The sequence below is a fragment of the Pandoraea nosoerga genome, assembly GCF_902459585.1.
Lineage (GTDB): Bacteria > Pseudomonadota > Gammaproteobacteria > Burkholderiales > Burkholderiaceae > Pandoraea > Pandoraea nosoerga.
Genome location: NZ_CABPSC010000011.1, coordinates 51,402 through 76,051, shown reverse-complemented (window position 1 = coordinate 76,051; position 24,650 = coordinate 51,402). Strand labels below are relative to the sequence as shown.

Below are 24,650 nucleotides of genomic sequence, written 5' to 3'. Positions count from 1 at the left end.
GCGCAGCAACGAACCGACGACGCCATCCCCTCCGGACGCGCAGGCGCGTCACGGCCAGCTCTCCTATCCCTTCGTCCATCATCTCCCCGACCATGCGGGCCGTGGCCGTCTTTCTGGCCAGCAGCGGGTTGTGGAGCAGCGCCCACGCGCAACAAGCGTTCAGCAGTGCATGGTTCGCGGCGCGCGGCGCGGCGCAGACGACGGCCTCACAGACGGGACGCCTGCCGAACGGCATGCCGGTCACCGCGCTCATGGACCCCTCGGCGCAGCAGCAACAGGCCAATGCCCAACTGCAGCGCTCGATTGCGAATCTGGGCTCGGCGGCGCAGGGCATTGCCGCGATGCAGGCGGCGCAGGCGAGCGCGCGTGCGGCCGCGGCCAACAGCGATGCCACGATCCCGGATGGCCTCGCCGAAGGCGGTCTCAAGGTCGATACCAATAGCCTCACCAAGGGCTGGATCAACGCGCAGGCGCCCACGCAAAGCACCTCGAACGGCAAGACCAACGTCAACATCCAGCAGACGGCCGACAAGGCGATCCTGAACTGGGAGACGTTCAACGTCGGTCGCAACACGTCGGTGAACTTCGCGCAACAAAGCGATTGGGCGGTGCTCAACCGCGTGAACGATCCGCAGGCGCGGCCGAGCCAGATCCAGGGGCAGATTCACGGCGACGGCACCGTGCTGGTGCTCAACCGCAACGGCGTGATCTTCGGCGGCGCCAGTCAAGTCGATACGCGCAATCTGGTGGTTGCGGCGGCGAACATGAGCGACGCGCAGTTCAAGACCGGTGGGCTCTACGGCGCGAATGGAACGACGCCGAGCTTCACCGACGCGCTGGGCAAGGTCGAGGTGCAGGCCGGCGCGAGCATCACGACACGCACGCCCACGTCGGTGACGCAGGGCGGCGGCTACGTGCTGTTGCTCGGCAAGGACGTGAGCAACGCGGGGACGATCGTCACGCCGCAAGGGCAGGTCGCGCTCGCTGCCGGCGACAGCTTCGTGATCCGCAAGGGTGTGGGCACGGATGCGAACACATCGTCGACCACGCGCGGCAACGAAATCTCGCCGCAGCTCGTGGCAGACAGCACGGCAGGAAAAGTCGTCAACACGGGGCTGTTGATGGCGCCGGAGGGCGACATCACGTTGGCGGGCCGAGACGTGCAGCAACTCGGCGTGGCGGTGTCGACGACGACGGTCAATACGCGCGGCACGATCCACCTGCTCAACTCGGCAAGCGACACGCAAGGCAAGGTGACGCTCGGCAACGGCGCGCTCACCTCGGTCCTGATCAGCGACAACGGCGCCACGGCGCTCGACAGCCAGCGCTCGGCCATCATCAAGGACTCGGCGGCGCAGGACTTCATCCGTCGTCAGAGCCCCGTCGACCTGTTCGACAACCTGTCTCGTCTCGACGACCGCCGCGATCAGTCGCGCGTGGAAATCGTGAGCGGCGGCAACGTCGAATTCCAGGGCAACTCGCTGACGCTCGCCACGGGCGGCCAGCTCGCCGTGAGCGCGACGGGCCGCAGTTTCGTGGCGACTGGTGCGCAGCTCGACGCCTCGGGCGCGGTGGGCGTGTCACTGTCGATGGACAGCAACAACGTCAAGATCAACGTGCAGGGCAACGAGCAGCGCGACTCGCCCGCCAACCGCGACCGGGCCGCGCTCAACAATGCCAACATCTGGATCGACCGGCGGCGCCTGCTGCACACGGCGGCCGGCGCCGGCGGCTACGACAAGGACCGCTACTACACGCCAGGCGGGCTGCTCGAGGTCGGCGGTTATCTGGACAACATCGGCCATCGCATCGGCGAATGGGCCGCGCAGGGCGGCACGGTGGCGTTCAGCGGCGGCAATGCCGTGACGCAGGCGGGGTCGACCATCAACGTGTCGGGCGGCTCGCTCGACGTGCAGACGGGCTATCTGAACCAGACGTGGCTGCGCGGTGCGGACGGCCAGATCTACAACGCCAACGCGGCGCCCGCGAATGTCGCGTACAGCGGCGTCTACACAGGCTTCGACGCCCTGCACCCGCGCTGGGGCACGAGCGCGACGGAGTCGTATGCGAGCCCGCTCATCGCGCCGCAACGCGTGCTGCAAAACGGCTACACCGTAGGCCGCGACGCAGGACGTCTCATCATCTCGACGCCCACCGCGTCGCTCGCCGGCGACGTGGTCGCCGCCACGTATCAGGGCCCGTCGCAGGTCAAGGCCGCCGACGCGACCCTGGCGGATGGCTACCTGCAAGCCCAGCAGGCGGCGGCTCGGGGCGCCGAGCTGATACTGGGCAGCTATCAGTCCGCTGCAAACTGGACGCCATCGCTCGGCGCGACGGGCGTTTTCTACAATCTGTCGCCTGTCGCCAGCACGATCGTCTTCACCGGCGATGCGCCGGCGGCCGAGGCCGCCGCGCGCGATGCGGGCACCACGCTCGCCCTCGACAGCCGCTACGTGAGCCTCTTCGGCGTGGGGGCCATTCGTGCGGCCGCGAGCGACTCGCTGCGCGTCGAAGGGGCGCTGAGCGTGACGCCGGGCGGCACGATCGCCTTGTATGCACCGCACGTGAGCGTGGCCGCTGGCCTCACTGCGCACGGCGGCACGATTGCGCTCGGCAACGTCGTCTCGCATGTGGGCGAGAGCGGCGTAAGCACCGAGATCGTATTGCCGCCGGCGGCGGACCCGGGCGGCGCGGCCGGCACCGCCGCCGTGTCCGCCGCCGTGTCCGTCGCCGACGGCGTGCGTCTCGACACGACGGGCTTGTGGAGCAATCTGGCGCTCGACGGCAACGGCACGGCGGGGCTGCCCTTCGTCAATGGGGGCGATGTATCGGTCGTGAGCACGGGCGACGTCGGCATCGGCGCAGGCGCGCGCATCGACGTGTCCTCGGGCGCCGTGATGCGCGCCAACGGATCGGTGGACGGCGGCTCCGGCGGCGATGTCACGCTAGAGGCCGGGCACAGCGTGGGCAGCGTGCCCACGCAGGGGCGCCTGAGCTGGCTTAGCGACGTGCGCGGCTATGGCGTCAATGGCGGGGGCACACTGAGTCTTTCGACCGGAGGCGCGCTTGCCATCGGCCCGGCGCCGCAGGCGGATGCGGCGACGCCGTCTCAGGTCCGCGTGGATCCGGCGATCTTCCAGCGGGGGTTCTCGAACTATCGCGTGAACGGGCACGACGGGCTGGTCGTCGCCGAGAACACGGCGCTCGAGGTGATCATGCCGGTCCTGCGTGCGGATCCCGAACTCGCGGGGCGCGCGGCCACCGGCAGCGATCCGATGCGCGTGCTGAGCGTGTGGACGCCGCCGCAGTACACCGAGAACCCGCTCGGCGCCACGCTCGCCCGGCGTGCGGGTGCGAGCGCGGCGCTCAGCGCCGGTTACGACGGCTCGAACGGTCTCGCGCCGCTCACGATCGGTCGCGGCGCCACGATCACGGTGGACCCCGGGCAATCGATTCGCCTGAGCAGCGAAGGACAACTGACGATCGACGGCACGCTCAACGCCTGGGGCGGCAGCATTGCGCTGGCTGCGACGGGGCAGAGTGCCGGCATCGGCTACGCGAACGACCCGACGCGCGCGATCTGGATCGGCGACGATGCGCGGCTCGACGCCGCGGCGCGCGCCTACGTGGCCCACGACACGCTCGGCCGGGCCTACGGTATCGCGCCCGATGGCGGCAGCATCACCGTGAACCCCAGCGACGCGTATGTCGTGGTCCGCCCGGGGGCGGTGCTCGACGTGTCGGGCGCAGCGGCGCGCGTCGATCGTACCGCCGGCACGGCGGCGTCCGGCGCGCCGGACGGCGTAACGCTCGCGGGAGACGGCGGCAGCATCACGCTGCATTCGAACAACGGCTTTGCGCTCGAGGGCACGCTGCGGGCCGCGGCCGGCGCCGCCGGCGCGGGCGCCACTGGCGGCACGCTCGGCATTTACTTCGACACCCGCACCTACACCGATTCGGCGAATCTGCCCACGCAGTTCGCGAACGTGCATGACATCACGCTCGTGCAGAATGCGCCGGCGCCGGACGCATCGGTCAGCCCGCTGCAATACGGCAAGGCGGTCATCGGCGTGGACAAGCTGCGGGCGGGCGCCTTCGACAACCTGGTCCTCTCCACGCACGATCGCTTCGTTTTCCAGGGCGACCTCGATCTGTCGCTGGCGGGCAGCGTGAATCTCAAGGGCGGCTTGCTCACCGTCTCGGACCGGACGCCGGACGCGCAGGTCCGGATCGCGGCGCCATACATCCGTCTGGACGGCGGCTCGTGGGACGCGCCCACGCTGCTCGACAACGACACGTTCGTGCCGGGCGTCTACAGCCCGCGTGCGGGACAGGCGTCGGCCGGCCACAGCGCACTCACGTTCTCGGGCAATCTCATCGACGTGGCGGGGCGCGTGGTCTCGGGCGCGTCGGCATGGGAGGGGGTCGGTAACATCGCCGGTACGTCCGTGCCTTCGACGTTCGTGGCGCAAGACGGCTTTGCCGACCTGTCGCTCGTGAGCGCCGGCGACATTCGTCTTGCCGGCGGCCTGAACGCGCAGGGCAACATCAACCTCACGGCCGCGCAGGTCTATCCGGTCTCGTCGGGCTACGCCGCGGTGATCGCGGGCGACCGGTACACGGGCATCGCGCCGGACAGCCGTCTGACGATCCGCGCGAACGGCGCGGGCACGCCGGACACGCCGTACTCGGTGTTCGGGCAACTTATTCTGATGGGCGGCGCCATCGATCAGGGCGGCGTGGTGCGTGCGCCGCTCGGCGTGATTTCGCTCAATACCGTGGGCGGCAATCTGGGCACGGACTGGCAACAGGTGCTGTTGCTCGGCCAGAACGGCGTGCTCAACGCCGTGCAGACCGACCCCACGGTCATTCTGCGCAACGGTAGTCTGACGTCGGTGAGCGCGGCGGGACTCGAGATGCCCTACGGCGGCACGACCGACGGCGTGACTTACCGCGGTCTGAACGTCGGCGGCCGGTATGCGACGCAATACAACCTTGCCGACACCTTCGTGTCGCGCGGCGACACGAGCGGCGTGAAGTCCGGCGATACACGCGTGCTTGCGACGGGCGTGAACATCGGCGCCGCGCATCTCGTGGGCGAAGCCGGCGCCGTGATCGACCTGTCGGGCGGCGGCACGCTGCACGGTGAGGGGTTCGTCTCCGGGCGCGGCGGCTCCGTCAACGTGCTGGCCACGCCACTGGCCAACGCGAACCCGGCGGCCAACGCTTACAGTTCGGCCGGCAACCGGGTGTACGCGATCCTGCCGGGCTACAAGAGCCAATATGCGCCGGTGGTGCTCGACAACGGCGCGGGCGACCCCGCCGTCGGCCGGCAGATCACCATCGGCGACGGCGTGCCAGGGCTGCCCGCCGGCACCTATACGTTGATGCCGTCGAGCTTTGCGCTCATGCCCGGCGCGTATCGCGTGGAACTGGCCGGTACGGTCCCGCTGCGTGAAGGCGCCGCGTTAGCGGCCATGCCGACCGGCGACGGCTCGTGGACGGCCGCCGGCACGCAGCGCACGGCGGGCACGGGGCAGTACGACAACCAGCTCACGCGCCTGATCGTCACGCCCGGCGCGGCGGTGCGCAAGCTCTCGCAATTCAACGAGACGACGCTCAGCGAATTCCTGCTCTCGCAGGCAAAGCAGTTCGGCACGGTGCGCGCGCGTCTGCCCGAGGACGGCAAACTGCTCAACATCGCGTTCCAGCCCGCCACGACGGCCGGCCCCGCGCTCGACTTTGCCGGCACCGTGCGCTTCGGCGGCGTGCAGACACCCGAGGTGACGGGCGTGGACGGCGCGCTGTTCGTCACGGGCGGCGCGTCACTCATCGAAGTGCGCACGCCGGGCGCGGCGCCGACGGCAGGCATGGTCTCGCTCGTCGATCGCGATCTGAACGCGTTTGCGGCACCCTCGCTCGGACTGGGCGGGTACTGGACGTATTTCGACGGACAGAGCTCGCTGGGCGACAGCGCACGCCTGTATTTCGGCAACGACGGGTTGCTGTACAACGGTGTGACGGTGCGCAGCGGCGCGGCACTGCGCGCCGGACAGGTGTTCCTCGTCGGCAAGGCGGTCAACGTCGAGAGTGGTGCAAGCATCGACACGCGCGGCTTTGACGGGAACGTCATCGATTCGCGCTATGGCTATGTCTATGCCACGGGACTGGCCGCGGGGAAGTACCTCGCCGATCACCCGGGCCTGCTTGCCGTCGGCAATGGATGGCTCGAGTTCCTGCCATCGGACGGCTACGGTACGGTGAGCGTCGGCGACGGGGCGTCGTTGCTCACGCAGGGCACCATCGCCTTTGCGGCGCCCGGGGCGCTGTCACTCGGTGACGTCAATCTCGGCGCGCGCTATCTGACCGTGTCGCAGGACCAGATCAACATCGGCGAGCCGGCCGCCATGGCGAGCGCGCCGGCTGGCTGGAAGCTCACGCAGGATGCGCTCGACACCCTCCTGCGGCCCTCGGCTTCGTCGGGCGTTCCGGCGCTCGAGCGCCTGACGCTGACAGCCGGCGGCTCGTTCAACTTCTTCGGCACGACGACCCTCGACACGGGCGACTCCCCCGTGCAGATGGTGTTCAACTCGCCGGCGTTCTACGGACTGGGCAGCAGCACCGATGTCGTGCGCCTGTCGACGTCGCACTTCCTGTGGAACGGCGTCTCGACCGGCTCGGGCACGACGGACAGTCCGTTCGGCTCGCAAGCGCCCGCCGCAGTGCTCGCGGGCGGACCCGGCACCGGTACCGGCAAACTCGTCGTGGACGCGCGCACGATCGAGTTCGGCTACGACGACCTGAGCCAGGCGCAACGCCAGAGCGCGCTCGATCGCCTGACGCTTGGATTCTCCGACGTGACGCTGCAAGCCTCCGAACGGGTCACGGCAAACCACCTCGGCACACTTACGGTAGGGGGCACGCAGGCGGCTGACGGCTCGCGCCGTGGCGGCGACCTGCACATCGTCGCGCCGCTCGTCACCGGCAAGGCCGGTTCGTCGATGCGCTACGACGCGGGCGGAACCATCTCGCTCACGGCGCCCGCAGGAGGAAGTCCGGCGCCCACGGCGGCTGTACAGGATCTCGGCGCGTCGCTGGCGTTCAGAGGGCGCAGTGTCGACGTGCAGACCGCCCTGGCCCTGCCGAGCGGCAAGCTCTCGATCGATGCGGACGGGGCGATCGTCATCGGCCCGCAGGCCAGTCTCGATCTCGCCGGCCGCGATACGGCCTTTTTCGACGTGACGCAGCCGAGCTGGGGCGGCAAGATCCAGCTCGCGAGCGCCAACGGCAACATCGCGCTGCAACGCGGCGCCGTCATCGACGTCTCGTCGCCGCATGCGGCAGCCGGCTCGCTCGGCCTCAGTGCACCGCAGGGACAGGTGAGCGTCGATGCGAGCGTACTCGGCACGGCAGAGCCCGGGCAGACCGGCGCTCAGTTCGCCCTGGACGTCGGCTCGTTGAGCGGCGAGGGCTTCGCCGCGCTCAACCAGTCGCTCAACGACGGCGGCTTCTTCGGCTCGCGTGCGTTCCGCTTGCGCCAGGGCGATCTCACCGTGGGCGACGGGGTACGGGCCAGCAACGTGAGCATTGCGACCGACAACGGCAGCCTCGCCGTCATCGGCACGATCGACGCGTCGGGCGCCACGCCGGGCGCCATCATGCTCTCGGCGCTGGGGGACCTCGCGCTCGGTCGCGGCGCCGTACTCGACACGCATGCCACCCGCCTCGTGACCGACAGTTACGGCGCGAGCATCGACGCGTCGAACCGCGGCCATGTTGCGCTCACGTCGAGCACCGGCACGGTGCGGCTCGGCGACGGAGTGCGCTTCGACATGCGTTCGCCGGACGGCGTGGCGCGCGGCCGGATCGACATCAACGCGCCGCGCGCGGACGAAACCAGCGGCGACATTCGCATCGATGCGTCGGCGCGGCCCGACATTGCCGGCGCGCGCAGCATCGCCGTGAACGGCTTCTGGAAGTACTCGCCGACCGACGCCAATGGCACCGTGACGCAGGACAATGGCGACGCCGCCGGCGCGCCCGTGGGCGGCGACGGCGTGGTCGGCCTCGCCCAGATCGACGCGCGCAGCCGCCAATTCATCGACAACGCGACGCGCAACGCCTCGCTGCAGTCGCGTCTTGCCGGGCTCGCCAGCTACGGCGACGCGTTTCACCTGCGGCCCGGCGTCGAGATCGCGAGCGCGGCGGACATCAACACCAAGGGCGACCTCGATTTGTCGGGCTACCGGTATGGCCCGGGCGCGGCGGCCGGCGTGCGCGGCGCGGGCGAGCCCGGTGTGCTCGTGCTGCGCGCAGGCGGCGACCTGAAGGTCAACGGCAGCATCACGGACGGCTTCGGGGCGCCGGTGGCCTCACCCGACGGCGCGGTGTACCAGACGGTACTTTCGGCCGTCACGCTCACCGGACCGTACACGGTGGCGGCCAGCGGGCTCACGCTCGGGGTGGGAAGCAAGCTGCCGGCGACCGGCACGCTCAATTTCAGCCTGGATCTGGCCGCGAACACACCGCTTTACCTGTCGGACACGAGCCGATTGCCCATCGACGTGGTGCTCGGGGGGAATACGAACTCGAACCGGATCAAGGCCAACGTGGTCACCACGGCCGATATCATTCTCCCCGAAGGCTATCGGCTCAAGAACGGTACGACCGTCGGCCCCGGCGGCTATCGGATCGCGGCCGGTACGAACACCTCGTCGCTGGTGGGCATCGTCGGCACGACGGCATCGAACATGCTGCTGCCGCCCGGCACGATCCTCAAGGCCGGCATGAACGCGATCCAGTTCTCGGACAGCGGGCCGTACATCATGCGACTCGCCGAGATGCAGTGGCCTGCCAACACGTCGGTCGCGCCCATCAAGAACTACGCCCTCGCGAATCCGCTCGATCTCCCGCAGGGCGCGATTCTGCCTGGCGGCATGTATGTTTCGACCGCGCAGGCGCAGGTGGGAGAACGGCCGATCTGGGCGATTGCACCAATGCTCGAGCCGGGCGTGCAATCGTGGTCGATGCGGCTCGTTGGGGGCAGCGATCTTGCCAGCCCCGATTCGCGCGCCGTGCACGGCGCGGCCCAGGGCGGCGACATCGTGCTCAACGATCCGTTTACCGTGAACGTGCAGGGCAAGGGCCTCGGCACCCCGGCGGCCGGCATCAGCGTCGTGCGCACCGGTACCGGGGACCTCGAGCTGTATGCGGGCGGTGACTACCAGCAGCTCTCGCCGTTCGGCGTGTACACGGCGGGCAGCCCGGTGGCGGGCACCGGCGCCGGCACGGCATGGAATGCGCCGCGCGCTCTGGCGCCGGATGGCACGTATCTGGGCAGCGGCACGCCGGCGCGCGCGGGCTACGAGGCGACGCTCAACGCCCAGCGCATGTGGTACACGCAGGACGGCGGCGACTTCACGCTCTCGGCCGGCGGCAACATTCTCGGCTGGCAGGAGCCCAACAGCGAAATGGTCGGCAACTGGGTGCTGCGCCAGGGCGGCGCGGCGTTGAACCAGCCGACGGCATGGGGCGTGAACTTCGGCACCTATGCGCTCGACGGCAACATCTATACCGCGACGTTGGGCCTCTCGGCGTTCTCGGGCATGGGCGCGCTCGGCGGCGGCAACGTCAACGTGCGAGCGGGCGGCAATATCGGCGTGGACGACGCGACGGCCAGCCGCAACGTGGTCGTGGCGGTCGGCGGGTCCGGCCGCGTGACCGATGCCGGCATCGTGCAGACGGGCGGCGGCTCGCTCAATGTCTCGGCCGGCGGGAACGTCTTCGGCGGCCTCTACGCCGATATTCGCGGTGACACGAAGGTCTCGGCCGACGGCAATATCGGCGCGATGCTGCTGCGTGACTACGGCGTCGCCCTGCAATCGGACCCGCGCGGTCTGGACAGCCACACGCCGTATTCCGCGCTGAGCCGCAATGGCGCGGATGTCGCACCCGGTGACGGCAACGTCGTCCTGCAGGCGCTGGGCGACGTGGTGATGGGCAAGGTCGTCGACCCCGGGCGCGCCGAGGAGCGCGTACAGACGCAGGCCACGCTCGCCGGGGTGAGCACGAACGCGGCAAGCTGGTTCACGCTGTGGCGCGACGACACCGCGATCCGGCTGTTCGCGGCGGGAGGCAGCGCGTCGCCGCTGGGCAACGTGACGTCCAACTTCGGCATCACGACGTATCTGCCGCCGATACTCGACGTGACGGCCGCCGGCGGCAGCATCTACTTCGCACCGCGGCAGTTTTACGACTATCTCATGCCGTCGCCGGACAGTCGTTTCCAGTTCCTTGCTCGCGACGCAATCTCCGGCGTGAACCGCAACAACGCGAGCGTGAGCGCGTTCCCGTTCGGCACGCTCGGCACCTCTTTGTCGTCTCTGGCGACGCCCGCTCAGCCCGGTTGGCAGACGGCGAACGCCTCGAACTACTGGGGCGGCGGAACCGATCACGACAGCAACACCTACGAGAACATCTACAACACCGATTACAACCCGGGCTATGGCGCCTACACGGGACTTGGCGGCGGACTCGCGATATTCGGTCCGAACACGCTCACCGACACGAGCGCAGACGGCAACGGCGCCCTGTCGCGCCTCTATGCGGTAAACGGCAGCGTCCAGAGTGCGCGCATCGGCGAGATCCGCACGTTCTACACGCCCTCCGGCTACGCCTCCCACTATCTGGCGTCGAAGCCGGTGCAGATCAAGGCGGGCGGCGACATCGTCAACACCAACGGCCTGATCAATCAGACGCGCGAATCCGACGTGTCGATGATGGCGGCCGCAGGCGATATCCTCTACGGCCCGTACAACAACACCGGCTTCACCATCGCCGGGCCGGGCACCTTCGAAGTGTCCGCCGGCGGCGACATCTACCTCGGCAACGTCGCGGGCTTTACCAGCCTCGGGCCGCTCGTGGCGGGCGACAAGCGACCCGGCGCGAACATCGTCGTGCAGGCGGGGCTGGGCGCCGGCGCGCCGGGCCAGGGGCAGACCGACGTGGCAGCGTTCGCGCGCCGCTATTTCGATCCGGCCAACCTCGCCGACCCGTCGCAGCCGCTCGCCGCACAGCCCGGCAAGGTGGCAAAGACCTATGAGGCAGAACTGCTCGACTGGCTTCGCACGCGGTTCGGGTACACGGGGCAGGGTGGCGCTGCCGCGCTCGCCTGGTTCCTGACGCTGCCGGCAGAACAGCAGCGCGTGATGGTGCGCGAGGCGTACTACGCGGAACTGCTGGCCTCAGGCCGTGAGTACAACGACGCGTCGGGCAAGCGCTCGGGCAGCTACCTGCGCGGGCGCGAGGCCATCGCCGCGCTGTTCCCGCAAACCGATGCGAACGCACGGCCAATCGCCCGCAGCGGCGGCCTGACCCTGTTCCAGGGGGCAACGTCCAACGGCGGGATCCGCACCGTCTCCGGCGGCGACATCGAACTGCTCGTGCCTGCCGGACAGACCACGCTGGGCGTGGAAGGCGTGACGCCCTCCGCCGACCCGGCCACCGTGCCGGCCGGTCTGCTCACGCAGGGCGAGGGCGCGATTCGGATGTACAGCCTGGGCAGCATCCTGCTCGGCCTCTCGCGCGTGATGACGACTTTCGGCGGCGATATTCAGGGCTGGTCGGCCGAAGGCGACATCAACGCGGGCCGCGGCTCGAAGACCACCGTGCTCTACACGCCGCCCAGGCGCGTGTACGACGCGTGGGGCAACGTCACGCTCTCGCCGAACGTGCCGAGCTCGGGCGCGGGGATCGCCACGCTCAATCCGATTCCCGAGGTCAGGCCCGGCGACGTCGATCTGGTGGCGCCGCTGGGCACCATCGACGCCGGCGAAGCGGGGATTCGCGTGTCGGGCAACGTCAACTTCGCGGCGTTGGCGGTGGTCAATGCGGCCAACGTGCAGGTGCAGGGCAAGTCGGTGGGACTGCCGCTCGTGGCGGCGGTCAACGTCGGTGCGCTGACCAACGCGAGTGCCACGGCAGCGCAGGCCGCCGCGGCCGCTCAGGACGCGATGGCGCGCGAGCGCGTCGCGCAGCGCCAGAACCAGCCGTCGATATTCACCGTGCGAATGCTCGGTACGGCGAGCGGGACGGGAGAGCGAGGTGCAGGCCCGGGCGGTGGGCAGGACGACGGCGGCGGCTCCGGGGCGGGCCCGCAGGCAAGCGCCTACGACCGGCGCAGCCGCGTGCAGATCGTGGGGCATGGCGCCGAGCTCAGCTCTCGCGCGATGTCGCTGCTCACGCCTGCGGAGCGTGCGGCGCTTCAGGCGGAGCGCTGAGCGGGTGATCGATCGACGGGCTGCGGACACGCGGTCGCGGCCCGTCGGTCGTCAGTGCATCGGGTCGGCCGGGGTTTCGTCTTCGAACGTGCGCAAGCGCCAGCCGAACCAGACGGCCAGCATGCGGATGACGAAGCCGGCCACGAAGCCGATGCCCGTCGCGATGCCATTGTCCACGCCCCAGTGCAGCATGCCGACATACATGGCGCCTGCGATGCACGCCACGCTTGCATACATTTCACGGCGCAGCACCAGCGGCACCTGGCCGCACAGCAGGTCGCGCAGCATGCCGCCGCCAATGCCCGTCAGTACGCCGGCGAGCACCACGATGACTGGGCTCGTACTCACGGTCATGCCGATGTCGCAGCCGAGGATGGTGAACGCGGCCAGGCCGATGGCGTCCACCGTGACGAAGGTCATGCGCAGCCGGTGAATGTGGCGCGCGATGATGGAAGTGAGCGTGGCCGCCCCGAGCGTGAGCAGCAGATATTCGGGGTGCGCAATCCAGACGAGCGGATGGCGCCCGAACAGGACGTCGCGGATCGTGCCGCCGCCCAGGGCGGTGACCATGCCGACGAAGGCGAGACCGAAGCGGTCCATGCCGCGTTGCATCCCCATGATGGCGCCCGACATCGCCTCGGTCACGATGGCGATCAGGTACAGCGCGTAGAAAATCTCTGTTTTCATGATGTCCCTTCGATTGCCGGGCGAATATATCACTTTGCGAGAGATCGATCGGCGGCGTGCGGCGCATCCGGCCCCGTGATGCGCACGCATTTTCGCGCGCACGCCTTGTTCGTTGCCATCGTCGGCGGGATATCGTTGCCGCGGTATTTATGGGGCAATGGCCTGCAAGGGCGCCAAAGCCCTTAGAATCTCCACCTTTGGCTCCACTTTTGGCTCCGCCTTTTGTGCCCCGAACGATGCCTCGAAGCGGTGATCCGGCCCGGGCGTGCGGCCGGCGGATCGACCGGCGCTTGTGCGGCAGCGGACCCGGCAAGCGCGCTTTTCGACGTGCCCTTTTGATCACCCACTTCGTTCCATGATCCAGTTCATTCGCCGCCGACGCTATCTCGCCGCCAGCCTCGTCGTGCTCCTCGTTCTCGTGGTGCTTGGGCTGCGCAGCCTCGCGAGCCCGAAGCCGCCGCAATACATCAGCGCCAGCGTCGAGCGCGGCGACCTCGAGAACACCGTACTCGCCACTGGCACGCTGGGCGCCTTCCAGCAGGTGGACGTGGGCGCACAGGTCACCGGTCAGCTCAAGTCGCTCAAGGTGAAGCTGGGCGACAAGGTCAGGAAGGGGCAGTGGCTCGCGCAGATCGACCCCGTGCTCGCGCAGAACGGCCTGCGCTCGGCCGAAGCCGACATGCAGAACCTGCAGGCGCAGAAACGCTCGACACAGGCCCAGCTCAGGCAGGCCGAACTGGCGTTTGCCCGCCAGCGCCAGATGCTGCCCGACGAGTCGACCTCGCGGCAGGACTTCGAGGCCGCGCAGGCGGCGCTCGACACGCAGCGGGCCGCGCTTGCCGGGCTCGACGCCCAGATTCTCAAAGCGGCCGTGGCCATCGAGACGGCCAAGGCCAATGTCGGCTATACGCGCATCGAGGCGCCGATCGACGGCGAAGTCGTCGCCATCGTCACGCAGGAAGGTCAGACCGTGGTCGCACAGCAGCAGGCACCGGTGATTCTGAAACTCGCCGACCTCAACACGATCACCGTCAAGGCGCAGGTCTCGGAGGCCGACGTGATCCGCGTGGAGCCGGGGCAGACGGCCTATTTCACGATCCTGGGCGACGCCGACAAGCGCTACTACGGCAAGCTGCGCGCCATCGAGCCCGCGCCGCAGAACTACCTCGACACGCAGAGCACGCTGGGCGGCGGCGCCGCGCGCAACAATACGGCCGTGTTCTACAACGCGCTGTTCGACGTGCCCAACCCCGACCATCGCCTGCGCATTTCGATGACGGCGCAGGTCAACGTGCTGCTCGGCACCGCGAAGCAGGCGCTGAGCGTGCCGGTGGCGGCGCTGGGCAAGCGCGTTGCGCCCAATCGTTACGAAGTGCGCGTGCTCGGCGCCGACGGCAAGGCGAGCACGCGCCAGATCGTGACGGGGCTGAACAACAACGTGCGGGTGCAAGTGCGCGAAGGCCTCGCGCAGGGCGAGCGCGTGGTGATCGGCGAGGCGGGCGAGTCCACACCGGCCGGTGCGCAAGGGTCCGAGAGGTCGTCCGGCGTGGGGCAGGGGCAGTAACCGTCGAGCATCGTCAAGGACATAAAGGATGTCGAGCATGTCGAGCACCATCGACCCCACCGCCGCGCGAGCCAGCCCGCATCCCATGCTGGAACTGACGGGCGTCACCCGGCGCTTTCCGGCGGGCGAGCGCGATGTCGTCGTGCTGCGCGACGTGCATCTGACGATCGAGGCCGGCGAGATCGTCGCCATCATGGGGGCGTCCGGCTCGGGCAAGTCCACGCTGATGAATATCCTCGGGTGTCTCGATCACCCGAGCGAGGGCAGCTACCGCGTGGCCGGGCGCGAGACGCGCGAGCTCGATGCGGATGCGCTGGCGCAGTTGCGTCGCGAGCATTTCGGCTTCATCTTCCAGCGCTATCACCTGTTGCCGCACCTGGACGCCGCATCGAACGTCGAGATGCCCTCCGTCTACACGGGCACGCCGCACGCGGTGCGCCGCGCGCGCTCGGTGAAGCTGCTCGAGCGGCTGGGGCTGGCCGAGCGCACCGGCCACCGGCCGAGCCAGCTCTCGGGCGGCCAGCAGCAGCGCGTGAGTATCGCGCGTGCGCTGATGAACGGCGGCGAGGTGATTCTCGCGGACGAGCCGACCGGCGCGCTCGACTCGCGCAGCGGCACCGAGGTGATCCGCATTCTGAAAGCGCTCAACGCACTCGGGCATACGGTCATCATCGTCACGCACGACGAGAACGTCGCCGCGCATGCCCGCCGCATCATCGAGATTCGCGACGGCGAGATCGTGGCCGACCGGCCCAATACGCCGACGGCCGAAGCGTCGCCGCCTGGCCCGATGGACGAGGCCGAGGAAACGCCGGTCGAGCAGGCGCGCGCCGCCGCTGCCGCGCAGGGCGCCGATCCGGCGGCGGCCGACGCCAGTCACGGCGGCGCCGTGCCGCCGCGGCGCTGGACCGGCGGCATCGGTCGCTTCGCCGAGGCGTTCCGCATGGCGTGGATCGCGCTGGTCTCGCACCGTCTGCGCACGTTCCTGACGATGCTCGGGATCATCATCGGCATTACGTCTGTCGTCTCCATCGTGGCCATCGGCGAGGGCGCCAAACGCTACATGCTGGCCGAGATCGGCAGCATCGGCACGAACACGATCAACATCTACCCCGGCAAGGATTGGGGCGACAACCGCGCCACGACCATCCAGACGCTCGTGCCCGAAGACGCGGCGGCGCTCGCCGAGCAGGTCTACGTCGACAGCGCCACGCCCGAGACGGCGCGCAGCCTGTTGCTGCGCTATCGCAACATCGACGCGAGCGCGATGGTCACCGGCGTGGGCGAGCATTTCTTCCAGGTGCGTGGCCTCAATATCGCACAGGGCATTGCCTTCGGCGCGGACGAGGTGCGCCGGCAGGCCCAGGTGGCCGTCATCGACGAGAACACGCGCCGCAAGCTCTTCGGCGCCAATCCTGACCCGCTGGGCGAAGTGATCTTCGTGGGCAACCTGCCGTGCGTGGTGATTGGCGTGACGGCCGAGAAGAAAAGCGCGTTCGGCGACATGAAGAGCCTGAACATCTGGGTGCCGTACACCACGGCGGCCGGCCGCCTGTTCGGTCAGCGCAACGTGGACAGCATCACCGTGCGCGTGCGCGACGGGCAGCCGAGCAAGGCGGCCGAGAAGAGCCTGGAGACGCTCATGACGCAGCGCCACGGCCGCAAGGATTTCTTCACGTACAACATGGACAGCATCGTCAAGACGGTCGAGAAGACGAGCCAGTCGCTCACGCTGCTGCTCTCGCTGATTGCCGTGATTTCGCTGGTGGTGGGCGGTATCGGCGTGATGAACATCATGATCGTGTCGGTGACCGAGCGCACGCGCGAGATCGGCATTCGCATGGCGGTCGGCGCGCGCCAGAGCGACATCATGCAGCAGTTTCTGGTCGAAGCCGTGATGGTGTGCCTGATGGGCGGCGCGATCGGTATTGCGTTGTCTTTCGGCGCGAGTTTCGTCTTCTCGCTGTTCGTCGCCAAGTGGAAGATGGTGTTCTCGATGGGCTCGGTCGTCACGGCATTCCTGTGCTCGACGTTCATCGGGGTGGTATTCGGCTTCATGCCGGCGCGCAATGCCGCGCGGCTGGATCCGGTCGAAGCGCTGGCGCGCGATTGAGGTATGGCCCGATGATCCGAACGATTCCCATGATCCGCACGCGGGGCCTGTCCCGGACGGCGCTCGCGCTGGCGAGCGCGGCCGCCCTGCTGGCCGGCTGTGCCGGCGGCGTGCGCCACGATCCACTGCCGGCGGTGCCTGTTCCGGCGCAGTGGGCCGGCGCGACGCCCAATGCAGCGACAACCCCGGTGACAGCCGCCGCCTCGCAGGCCGGCGGCCCCGCAGCAAGCGACGTGACGGCGTCCGAGTTCTGGCGCGCCTTCGGCGACCCGGTACTCGACGGACTGATCGCCGACGTCCTGGCCGTCAACAACGATCTGGCGGCGGCGGGCATTCGCGCTTATCGCGCTCGGTTGCAGGCGGGCCTGGCGGACACCAACCTCACGCCGTCGCTCGCCATCGAGGGCAAGGGCGGCGTCTCGCGCAGCCTCGACACCCACGCCATGTCGCGCAGCAGTGCGCTCAACGCGACGGCGAGCTACGAGCTCGATCTGTGGGGCAAGCTCGCCGCGCAGCGCGACGCGGCGCGCTGGGAGTTCGAGGCGACCGAAGCCGATCTGCAGGCCGCCCGGCTGTCCATCATCAGCCAGACAGCGCAGTACTACTGGACGATCGGCTATCTGAACCAGATCATCGCCTACTCCGAGAGCAACATCGCCTACGGCGAGCGCGTGCTGGCCCTCGTGCGCTCGCGCCATGCGGCGGGCGCGGTCTCCGCGCTCGACGTGGCGCAGGCCGAACAGGCGCTGGCCGATCAGCGCGCGGCGCTCACGCAGCAATGGCAACAGCGCGCCGAGACCCGCAATGCGCTCGCCATCCTGTTCGATCGGCCGCCGCAGCAGGCGGCGGCCGAACCCTCGACATTGCCCAAACAGGCGTTGCCGGCCGTGCCGGCCGGGCTGCCGGCGGAACTGCTCGGACGCCGCCCGGACCTGCGCGCGGCGGAACTGCGCCTGCGCGAGACGCTGGCCAACGTGGACGTCACCCGCACGAGCTTCTATCCCACATTCACGCTGACGGGCTCGCTCGGCACCGCGAGCTCGACGCTGGAGCGCGTGCTCGCCAACCCGATCGGGACACTGGGTGCGGGCCTGAGCCTGCCGTTCATCCAGTGGAACACCATGCAGTTGCAGATCAAGGTCTCGAAGACGCAGTACGAGGAGGCCGTCGTCACGTTCCGCAAGCGTCTCTTTACTGCGCTCGGCGAGGTCGAGAACGCGTTGTCCGCACGCGATCAGCTCGCCCGGGAAAGCGAGCAGCGGGCGCTGTCGCTGGCGCAGGCCCAGCGCGCCGAGGCGCTGTTGCGCTCCCGCTATCTCGCGGGCGCCATCGACATTCAGCCGTGGTTGCAGCAGCAGAAGCTGCTGCGTGACTCGCAGAGCGCCGAGGCGCAGGTTCGCTTGAATTTGCTGAACAACCGCATGACGCTCTACAAGGCGCTTGGCGGGGCAGACCATCCGGCGGATGTGGCGCTCGGATCGGGCGCCGGTACGGCCAAGCCCGCAGACGCGAACCCGCCCGCCTGAACGGAATCAGGCGGCGTCGAAGCGAAAAAAGCCGGCAGACGTCGGCTGTTTTTCGCGCAGCGGTTGGTGTCGCGCAGCGCCACTTGGCGCTTCAGGCCGCGTGCGCAGTGAGTGCCGGGGACTTTGGCAGCGTGATGGTGAATGTCGTGCCCACGCCGACCTGGCTCGACACTTCGATGGCCCCCTTGTGGAACTCGATGGCGGCGTGGACCACCGCGAGCCCCACGCCCGAACCGTCTTCGAGCACCGCGTTGCTGCGCGAGCGGAACGACATCTGGAAGATCTCCTTGAGCTCGTCCTCCGGGATGCCCGTGCCGTTGTCTCGCAATACGACGCGCAGGGCGTCGCCGGCGTCGGCCACGCCGATCTCGATGGCGGGCGCCGCGATCGTGTACTTCGTGGCGTTGCTCACCAGGTTGATGAACGCGTGGAACAGCACGTTGCCGTCGCCGATCATGCGGCTGTCGAGCGCCGGCGGAGCATGCACCGTGATCGTCGCGTTGGGAAACATGTCGGCGCCAACGCCACGCACGTCTTCGAGCAGCGCCACGAGCGACAGTTCGGCGCGCTTGCCGAACTTCGGGTCGTCGAGCGAAGTGCTCTGGGCGGCGTCGAGCCAGTTCTGGATCAGGCTGTTGAGCTTGGCGACCGCTTCCCGGATCTTCGTGTAGCGCGGGCGGGAGTCCGCCTCCTCGTGGCGCGCGTTGAGCAGGCGCTGCGCATGGCCGTCGATCACGTTGAGCAGCGTGCGGAACTCGTGCGTTGCCATCGACCGGAACGTCTTCTGGAAATGGTTCAGGCGTTCCTCGTTGGCGAGCGCGCGTTGCAGGATGGTGTGCTTCGCCGCGGCGAGCTTCTGGTTGCGCACGAGCGACGCCATGCTCTCCTGGAACCTGGCGAGCGAGCGCGCCAGCGTGCCGATTTCGTCGCCGCGCGACAGCCACGGCAGGCGCAGCTTGTCCTTGCCCGATACGGCATTGCCGGACATCCGGATCAGGCGGGTGAGCGGCTTGAGGATCACCGTGTCCACGTAGACGAGGCACAGGAGCGTGACGACGATCATCGCGGCGATGAGCGCGTCGATCTGCAGCAGGCGATTGCGGGCAGTGGCGTTCTTGGCCTCGACCTCCTTGATCATGGCCTCGGTGCTGCGAAAGACGAGCGAGCCGAACGTGCCGTTCGCCAGGGTGTACTTGTTGTTCGACTCGCCGCGGTAGAGCTTCGCCGCCTCGTCGAGCTTGTTGCTGCGGGCCAGTTCGAACACCTGATTCGAGGCGCGCCGATACTGCGCCCACTGCGTGAGGAACTTCGAGAAGGCGAGGCGGAATTCGTCGCGCGCCTGCACCTTCTGGTAGCGCTCCGAGGCAGCCCTGATCTTCACGTCGAACTCATCGGCGGCGGCGCGGATGTCCGCGAGCGCCCCGGGTGACATGGGGGCGAGCGCCTCCGACTCCACGGTGCGGAAGTCGGAGATGTAGTCGTTGAGTTCTTCGAGCACGCTCAGGTGCTCGATCTGTGCGCGTTCGGCGGCAATGGCGCGTTGCTGGGACGAGTCGACTTCGCGATGCACGGCGACGCCGACAGCGATCATGGCGGCGAGGCACAGGGCGAGCAGCAGATACATCCGCCCGCGAATCGGGAGCGGCTTGCGCGATGGCGGCGAGGCTTTGGGCATGCGGGAGAGTCCGGCGCGGCGGCGCGCTTCAGAGCTGGATGATATTGAGCAGGGCGGCGCGCACCACCGCTTCCGTGCGGGTGGCGACGTTGAGCTTTTCGCGGGCGTTGTCGATATGGAAGTCGACCGTGCGTTTGCCCAGATCGAGAATGATGGCGATCTCGGCGGAAGTCTTGCCGCGCGCGGACCATTGCAGCACTTCGGCCTCGCGCCGGCTCAGCCCGAAGGGCAGCGGCGCGCCGTCATCGGGCTGGTCGTGGACCGTGTACTTGCGAATGACCGTGTCGAGCACGTCGAAGTCGACCGGCTTGAGCATGTACTCGTCCGCGCCGGTGCTGTGCCCGCGCATGATCGACGCCTTGTCGGCGTTGCCGGTCAGGAAGATGAAGGGGATCTTGCGCTCGCCCTGCACGATGCCGCGCGCGCTCTCGAGGAATTCGAAGCCGCTCATGCCCGGCACGTTGACGTCGCACAGAATCACGTCCGGCATGAAGGAGGCGAGGGTAGCCAATGCGGTGGAGAAGTCGTAGGCCACCTTGACGACGTAGCCGCGATCGGTCAGGTCTTCGCGAATCAGATCGGCGGAATCGCGGTCGTCCTCGATACAGAAAACTTTGGTGGGAGATGACATCCCGCTGGCCCCGGTTTTTTTATATGGAATAGCGAAATCCTACTAAAAAATCGCGGACGGCGAAATTTTCCGTCGAAAAGTCGGTGCGAGGCCGTGTCTGGCACGGACGCACGCCGGTGCGCCGCCGCGGCCTCGGAAGACGTGCGCGAGACCGGCCGCCCAGCGGCCATGTGTTGTCTCCCGGATAGGCGACGTGGATGTTTGCGGCCGACCGGTCAGTAGCCGAAGACGTGGGCCACCGTGACGGCGCATTGCATGCCGGTTTGCACGCAAGCGTCGCTGTAGAGCAGGCCGCCGATGAGGTCGATGAGAGGCGCCATGGTGAGTCTCCTTGAGTCGATGTGCTGCCGTTCGGGTCCGGCGCGAGGTTTCCGGCCGTTGCGGGTCTCGTCAGCCGTCGAGTGAAGTATCGTCATCGCCTGCTTGCGGCGAAACTGTGATTAATACCGGCCGGGCCGACTCTCGGCGTTTTCGGCGGGTAGACGTTTGAAGCCCCTTGTTTCACGCGGGCGGCGGGAGATGCCGGCAGGCTTCCGGCAAACCCCGTATAAATCGCAGTGACGTCTGCGGGCCCGCTCCGTACCATTCGCTTCGACTTTCGAAGCCTGGCAGAAGCCATCCATGGATACGGAGTACTGAATGAGGACGATTCGCATGACCGGCGTCGCGTTCGCGGCGCTTTGCACGGTGATGTCGCCCGCGCAGGCGTTCACGTCGCTCGACATCGACGACCGCAGCGGCACGCCGTTCATACAGGCGCGGTTATTTTCACCGACGGACGGCGCCTATGCCATCGACGTCGATGACGTGACGAAGCTGTTTTCGACGGGCGCACTCTCGCCGCTGCAGACGGCACAGGTGCGCGGCGCGCTGGAACACTGGGGGGAGATCATCAGGGTGAGCCCGGGCAAGTCGCCGGCGATCATCAATGTGGGCATGAGCACCGAGGAGGGCGCCCATGCGTTCAGCCCGTATGTTTACAAGGCAAACGATGCGAGCGCCGCGGGCGACCGGAACCCGACGCTCGTACAGGCCGCGCTGCAGAACAGCAGCCTTGGCGGCCCCACGTACCTGCAGGCGCACGGCGAGATCACGCTCGGGCAGATGGACTTCTCGACGGCGCCTTACGCGCCGTCGCAGATTCCCGTTACCGCAAAGGCCGACATGACGGCGGTGATGTTCCACGAGGTGGCGCATGCACTGGGCGTGGGAACGAACTTCGCCTATGGCCAGTATCCGTCGGGCCAGCCGGCCGCGCGGTTCGGCGACGTGCTGGACAGTTGGTCCGCGCATCTGCACGACGACAACGGCAGAGCTGCCCGCCCCGCGCAGGTGATCCTCACACCCAAGAACGCCGATATGTCGGATCCCGATGCGTTCGACATCCGCGGCGACACGGGGTACTTCACCGGCGAGCACGTCGGCGAAGTGCTCGCCGGCGCGATGCGGGGGATTCCGGTACGCGCGATGACCGGCACGTATTACGACACGCCGCTCCTGTCGCACATCGAGTTGAAGAACAGCCTGATGAGCCACCAGTCGTATCGCAATTACACGGCGTTCATGGAGGCGGAGCTCGCGGCGCTGCAGGACATTGGCTACGACATCGACCGGCGCAATGTCTTCGGCCGCTCGATCTACAACGACGGCCTGAGCGTCGTCAACGACAAGCCGTTCTTCGGCCGCAACGCCGACGGCACGGCGTATGTGCCGAACACGTACAACACCGCCACGCAGGGGCTGGGGCTGCACATCTATGGCAGCGGCAATACGGTTTCACAACGCGGCGACCTGCTCACGATCGGGCCGGGCGGCGCCGGCATACGGGTGGACGGACAGGCGAACAACGTGACGGTGCTGCCCGGCACGCGGGTGTATGCGGACGGCGTGAACGGCCGCGGCGTGATGTTCGCCTACGGCAGGCATCACAGCTTCACGCAGCGAGGCGACGTGCAGGCACTCGGCGCCAACGGCATTGCGGCGAGCTTCGACTTCGGTCACAACGCCCTGGGCGACGCCGGCGACTATCGCGGGTCTTACGTCTTCCTCCAGAACGGCGCGGCACAGCCATTGCTCGACGAACTCGACGGCCCGCTCGTCACGCGCGCGGACATCACGGGCCGGCTCGCCGGCAGCTATGCGTCGCTGTTCATGTCGGAGAACGGCTACGTTGAGCAAATCAACGTGATGCGCGGGGCGGCGCTTTACGGCGACATCCTCTCGTTCTATTCGCAGCGCGACGCGAGCGGCGCGCCGCGCCTCACGCAACTGACCTTCGGCCTGGCGCCCGACGCCAACGGCGTCGCTACGGTGCAGGCTGATCCGACCTTCCATTGGCGGTACGACGGCAATATCGTGGGCGGCAACCTGTCGCTGGCGATGCTCGGGGGTACGACGCAAATCAATGGCGATCACGCCGTGCACGACGTGTCCGTGGCCAACGGCGCAACGCTTGCCGGCAACAGCCGCTACACGCTCGATCCGGCGGGCGGATTCGTCAACGCGGGCACGGTCGCGCCGCTGCTCGCCGGCCGGTTCATCAGTGTGGGGGGCAACTACACGCAGACAGGTACGGGCCGACTGTTGTTCATGCTTTCGGGCGACGGCAGTCTCAGCAAGCTCGTCGTGTCGGGCAACGCAACGCTCGACGGCACACTTGCGATCGCCCCGCAGCGAAGCTGGTATGCGAGCGGCTTTAGCGTCACGTCGGATCAGTGGCTTGATGCGGCGAGCATCACCGGTGCATTCGCCAGCGTGACCACCCTGCTGTCGTCGCCGACGCTCATGGCACGGGCGACATCGCTTGGCGGCAACACCTATCGCGTGGAGGTGGCGCGTGCCGCCCACGCCTATTCGCGATATGGCGCGGACGGCAATGCCCGGCAGGTGGGCGCGGCGCTCGACAAGATTGCCGGCAGCGCGGGCGCTGACCTGCAGCCGCTTGTCACGGCGCTCGACTTCTCGGCGGCGGACGGCAGCGGCATCGCCCGCGCACTGCCGCAGCTCACGCCGGCAGCCTATGGCGCGATGTTGACCGGCGGGCTGCTGCGCGAGCGCCAGATCACCGATATGGTGGCCGCCGCCGTGGGCGCCGATGGCGTAAAAGGCGGCGGCGATGGCGAGCTCACGGGCAACTGGCGAGCGTTCGCGGTACCGTTCGGCAGCGGGTACTGGCGCGGGCGCAACGGCGACATGGCTGGCGCGAGCGGCAACACTTACGGCGTGGTGTTCGGCGGCGAGAAGGTGGCGGGCGACGGACGTGACTGGACGTTGGGCGTGCATGGGGCCGTGAGCGGGCAGTCGACGCGTCTGGACGGCCAGACCCCGGCCTCCGGCAAGACGACGGCGCTCGACGTCGGCGTGCATGCGCGCTTTGCGCCCGATCCGGACGCCGGGCCGCATGGGTTCGCGCTGGCGCGTGTTGGCGTGGAAGACGCTCGCGTCGAGCGCACGATCGCCGCGGGCGGGTATACCGCGACACCGCGCGGCACGTGGACGGGCGCGACGGCGTCGGCGAGCGTCGGCGGTGGCTGGCGTTGGCAGTTGGGAAGCACGACGAGCGTGGGCCCATTGGCCGCCCTGGACTACACCGCGCTGTATCGTCCCAGCCTGACCGAAGGCAGTGCCGACGGGGCGCGCCTGCATCTGGACAGCAAGACGTTCCACTCGCTGCGCGCCCGTTTGGGCGGCGAACTGCGCTTTGCGCTGCCGATGGTCTCGGGCGATGCGCTGAGCGCCAACTTGCAGGCCACATGGAACCATGAGCTGACCGCAGGCGCGCTCACGCAGCGTGCGAACTTCGCCGGCTATCCGGGCGCGGCATTCACAACGCGAAGCGAAGTGGTCGGCCGCGACAGCCTCGGCCTGCAGGCCGGCGTGTCGTATCGCATGGCCCGGCGCATGGTGTTGGGCGCCGCCATCTCGAGCAACTTTTACAAGGCTGGCAATGCGGATGTTGCCGGCGCGGTGTCGGCGAGCTGGCGGTTCTGACGTTTGATCGCCGGGCGCGGTGCGAGACGCCGCGTGAGAAGCCAGTGAGAAGCCAGTGAGAAGCCACGGGAGGCGCCGTGTGAGAGACATGTGTGGAGCATGTGTGGGGCTGGGCCCGCCGGCCGGGCTGATGGGCGTCTGCAAGTTCGGCTAAGATGCCTGCATCGACGTCGTGGCCGATGCGAT

Annotated in this window: 8 protein-coding genes; 5 read left to right on the top strand and 3 right to left on the bottom strand. The window is 68.4% G+C overall.

The genetic code is table 11. The features are described from left to right. The first annotated feature begins 92 nt into the window (after positions 1–92). A complete protein-coding gene (locus tag PNO31109_RS14805) occupies positions 93–12,278 on the top strand; it encodes a filamentous hemagglutinin family protein (RefSeq protein WP_370750320.1) in 12,186 nt (4,061 codons plus the stop codon). Between the two features lie 51 nt (positions 12,279–12,329). Here PNO31109_RS14805 and PNO31109_RS14800 read toward each other — a convergent pair whose 3' ends face one another. Next, positions 12,330–12,965, bottom strand: coding sequence for a trimeric intracellular cation channel family protein (locus PNO31109_RS14800; protein WP_150556231.1), 636 nt, complete (start codon positions 12,963–12,965; stop codon positions 12,330–12,332). Between the two features lie 355 nt (positions 12,966–13,320). Between PNO31109_RS14800 and macA the strand changes: the two genes are divergently transcribed. From macA to PNO31109_RS14785, 3 genes are read left to right on the top strand one after another with little or no spacing between them, the layout of a single operon-like run. Next, positions 13,321–14,529, top strand: coding sequence for a macrolide transporter subunit MacA (gene macA / locus PNO31109_RS14795; RefSeq protein WP_150556230.1), 1,209 nt, complete (start codon positions 13,321–13,323; stop codon positions 14,527–14,529). Between the two features lie 37 nt (positions 14,530–14,566). After that, a complete protein-coding gene (locus PNO31109_RS14790) occupies positions 14,567–16,642 on the top strand; it encodes a MacB family efflux pump subunit (RefSeq protein ID WP_150556229.1) in 2,076 nt (691 codons plus the stop codon). A gap of 11 nt (positions 16,643–16,653) precedes the next feature. After that, positions 16,654–18,168 (top strand): efflux transporter outer membrane subunit, encoded by a 1,515-nt coding sequence (locus PNO31109_RS14785; protein WP_477642423.1) that lies wholly within the window; start codon positions 16,654–16,656, stop codon positions 18,166–18,168. A 91-nt stretch (positions 18,169–18,259) separates the two neighbouring features. On the opposite strand, the gene PNO31109_RS14780 is transcribed toward PNO31109_RS14785, so the two are convergent. Both PNO31109_RS14780 and PNO31109_RS14775 read right to left on the bottom strand, forming a co-directional pair. Continuing rightward, positions 18,260–19,843: a sensor histidine kinase gene (locus PNO31109_RS14780; protein WP_150556228.1), complete on the bottom strand. Its 1,584-nt coding sequence runs from the start codon at positions 19,841–19,843 to the stop codon at positions 18,260–18,262. Between the two features lie 28 nt (positions 19,844–19,871). Next, positions 19,872–20,474: a response regulator transcription factor gene (locus tag PNO31109_RS14775; RefSeq protein ID WP_150556227.1), complete on the bottom strand. Its 603-nt coding sequence runs from the start codon at positions 20,472–20,474 to the stop codon at positions 19,872–19,874. Between the two features lie 639 nt (positions 20,475–21,113). Between PNO31109_RS14775 and PNO31109_RS14770 the strand changes: the two genes are divergently transcribed. Further along, complete coding sequence (locus PNO31109_RS14770; RefSeq protein ID WP_150556226.1) at positions 21,114–24,464, top strand: autotransporter outer membrane beta-barrel domain-containing protein; 3,351 nt, start codon at positions 21,114–21,116, stop codon at positions 24,462–24,464. Positions 24,465–24,650: the final 186 nt, after the last annotated feature.

Coding starts and splice junctions, on each gene's coding strand:
- PNO31109_RS14785 (WP_477642423.1), top strand. CDS start 16,654: ATGATCCGAACGATTCCCATGATCCGCACGCGGGGCCTGTCCCGGACG.
- PNO31109_RS14800 (WP_150556231.1), bottom strand. CDS start 12,965: ATGAAAACAGAGATTTTCTACGCGCTGTACCTGATCGCCATCGTGACC.
- PNO31109_RS14790 (WP_150556229.1), top strand. CDS start 14,567: ATGTCGAGCACCATCGACCCCACCGCCGCGCGAGCCAGCCCGCATCCC.
- PNO31109_RS14770 (WP_150556226.1), top strand. CDS start 21,114: ATGAGGACGATTCGCATGACCGGCGTCGCGTTCGCGGCGCTTTGCACG.
- PNO31109_RS14775 (WP_150556227.1), bottom strand. CDS start 20,474: ATGTCATCTCCCACCAAAGTTTTCTGTATCGAGGACGACCGCGATTCC.
- macA (WP_150556230.1), top strand. CDS start 13,321: ATGATCCAGTTCATTCGCCGCCGACGCTATCTCGCCGCCAGCCTCGTC.
- PNO31109_RS14805 (WP_370750320.1), top strand. CDS start 93: ATGCGGGCCGTGGCCGTCTTTCTGGCCAGCAGCGGGTTGTGGAGCAGC.
- PNO31109_RS14780 (WP_150556228.1), bottom strand. CDS start 19,843: ATGCCCAAAGCCTCGCCGCCATCGCGCAAGCCGCTCCCGATTCGCGGG.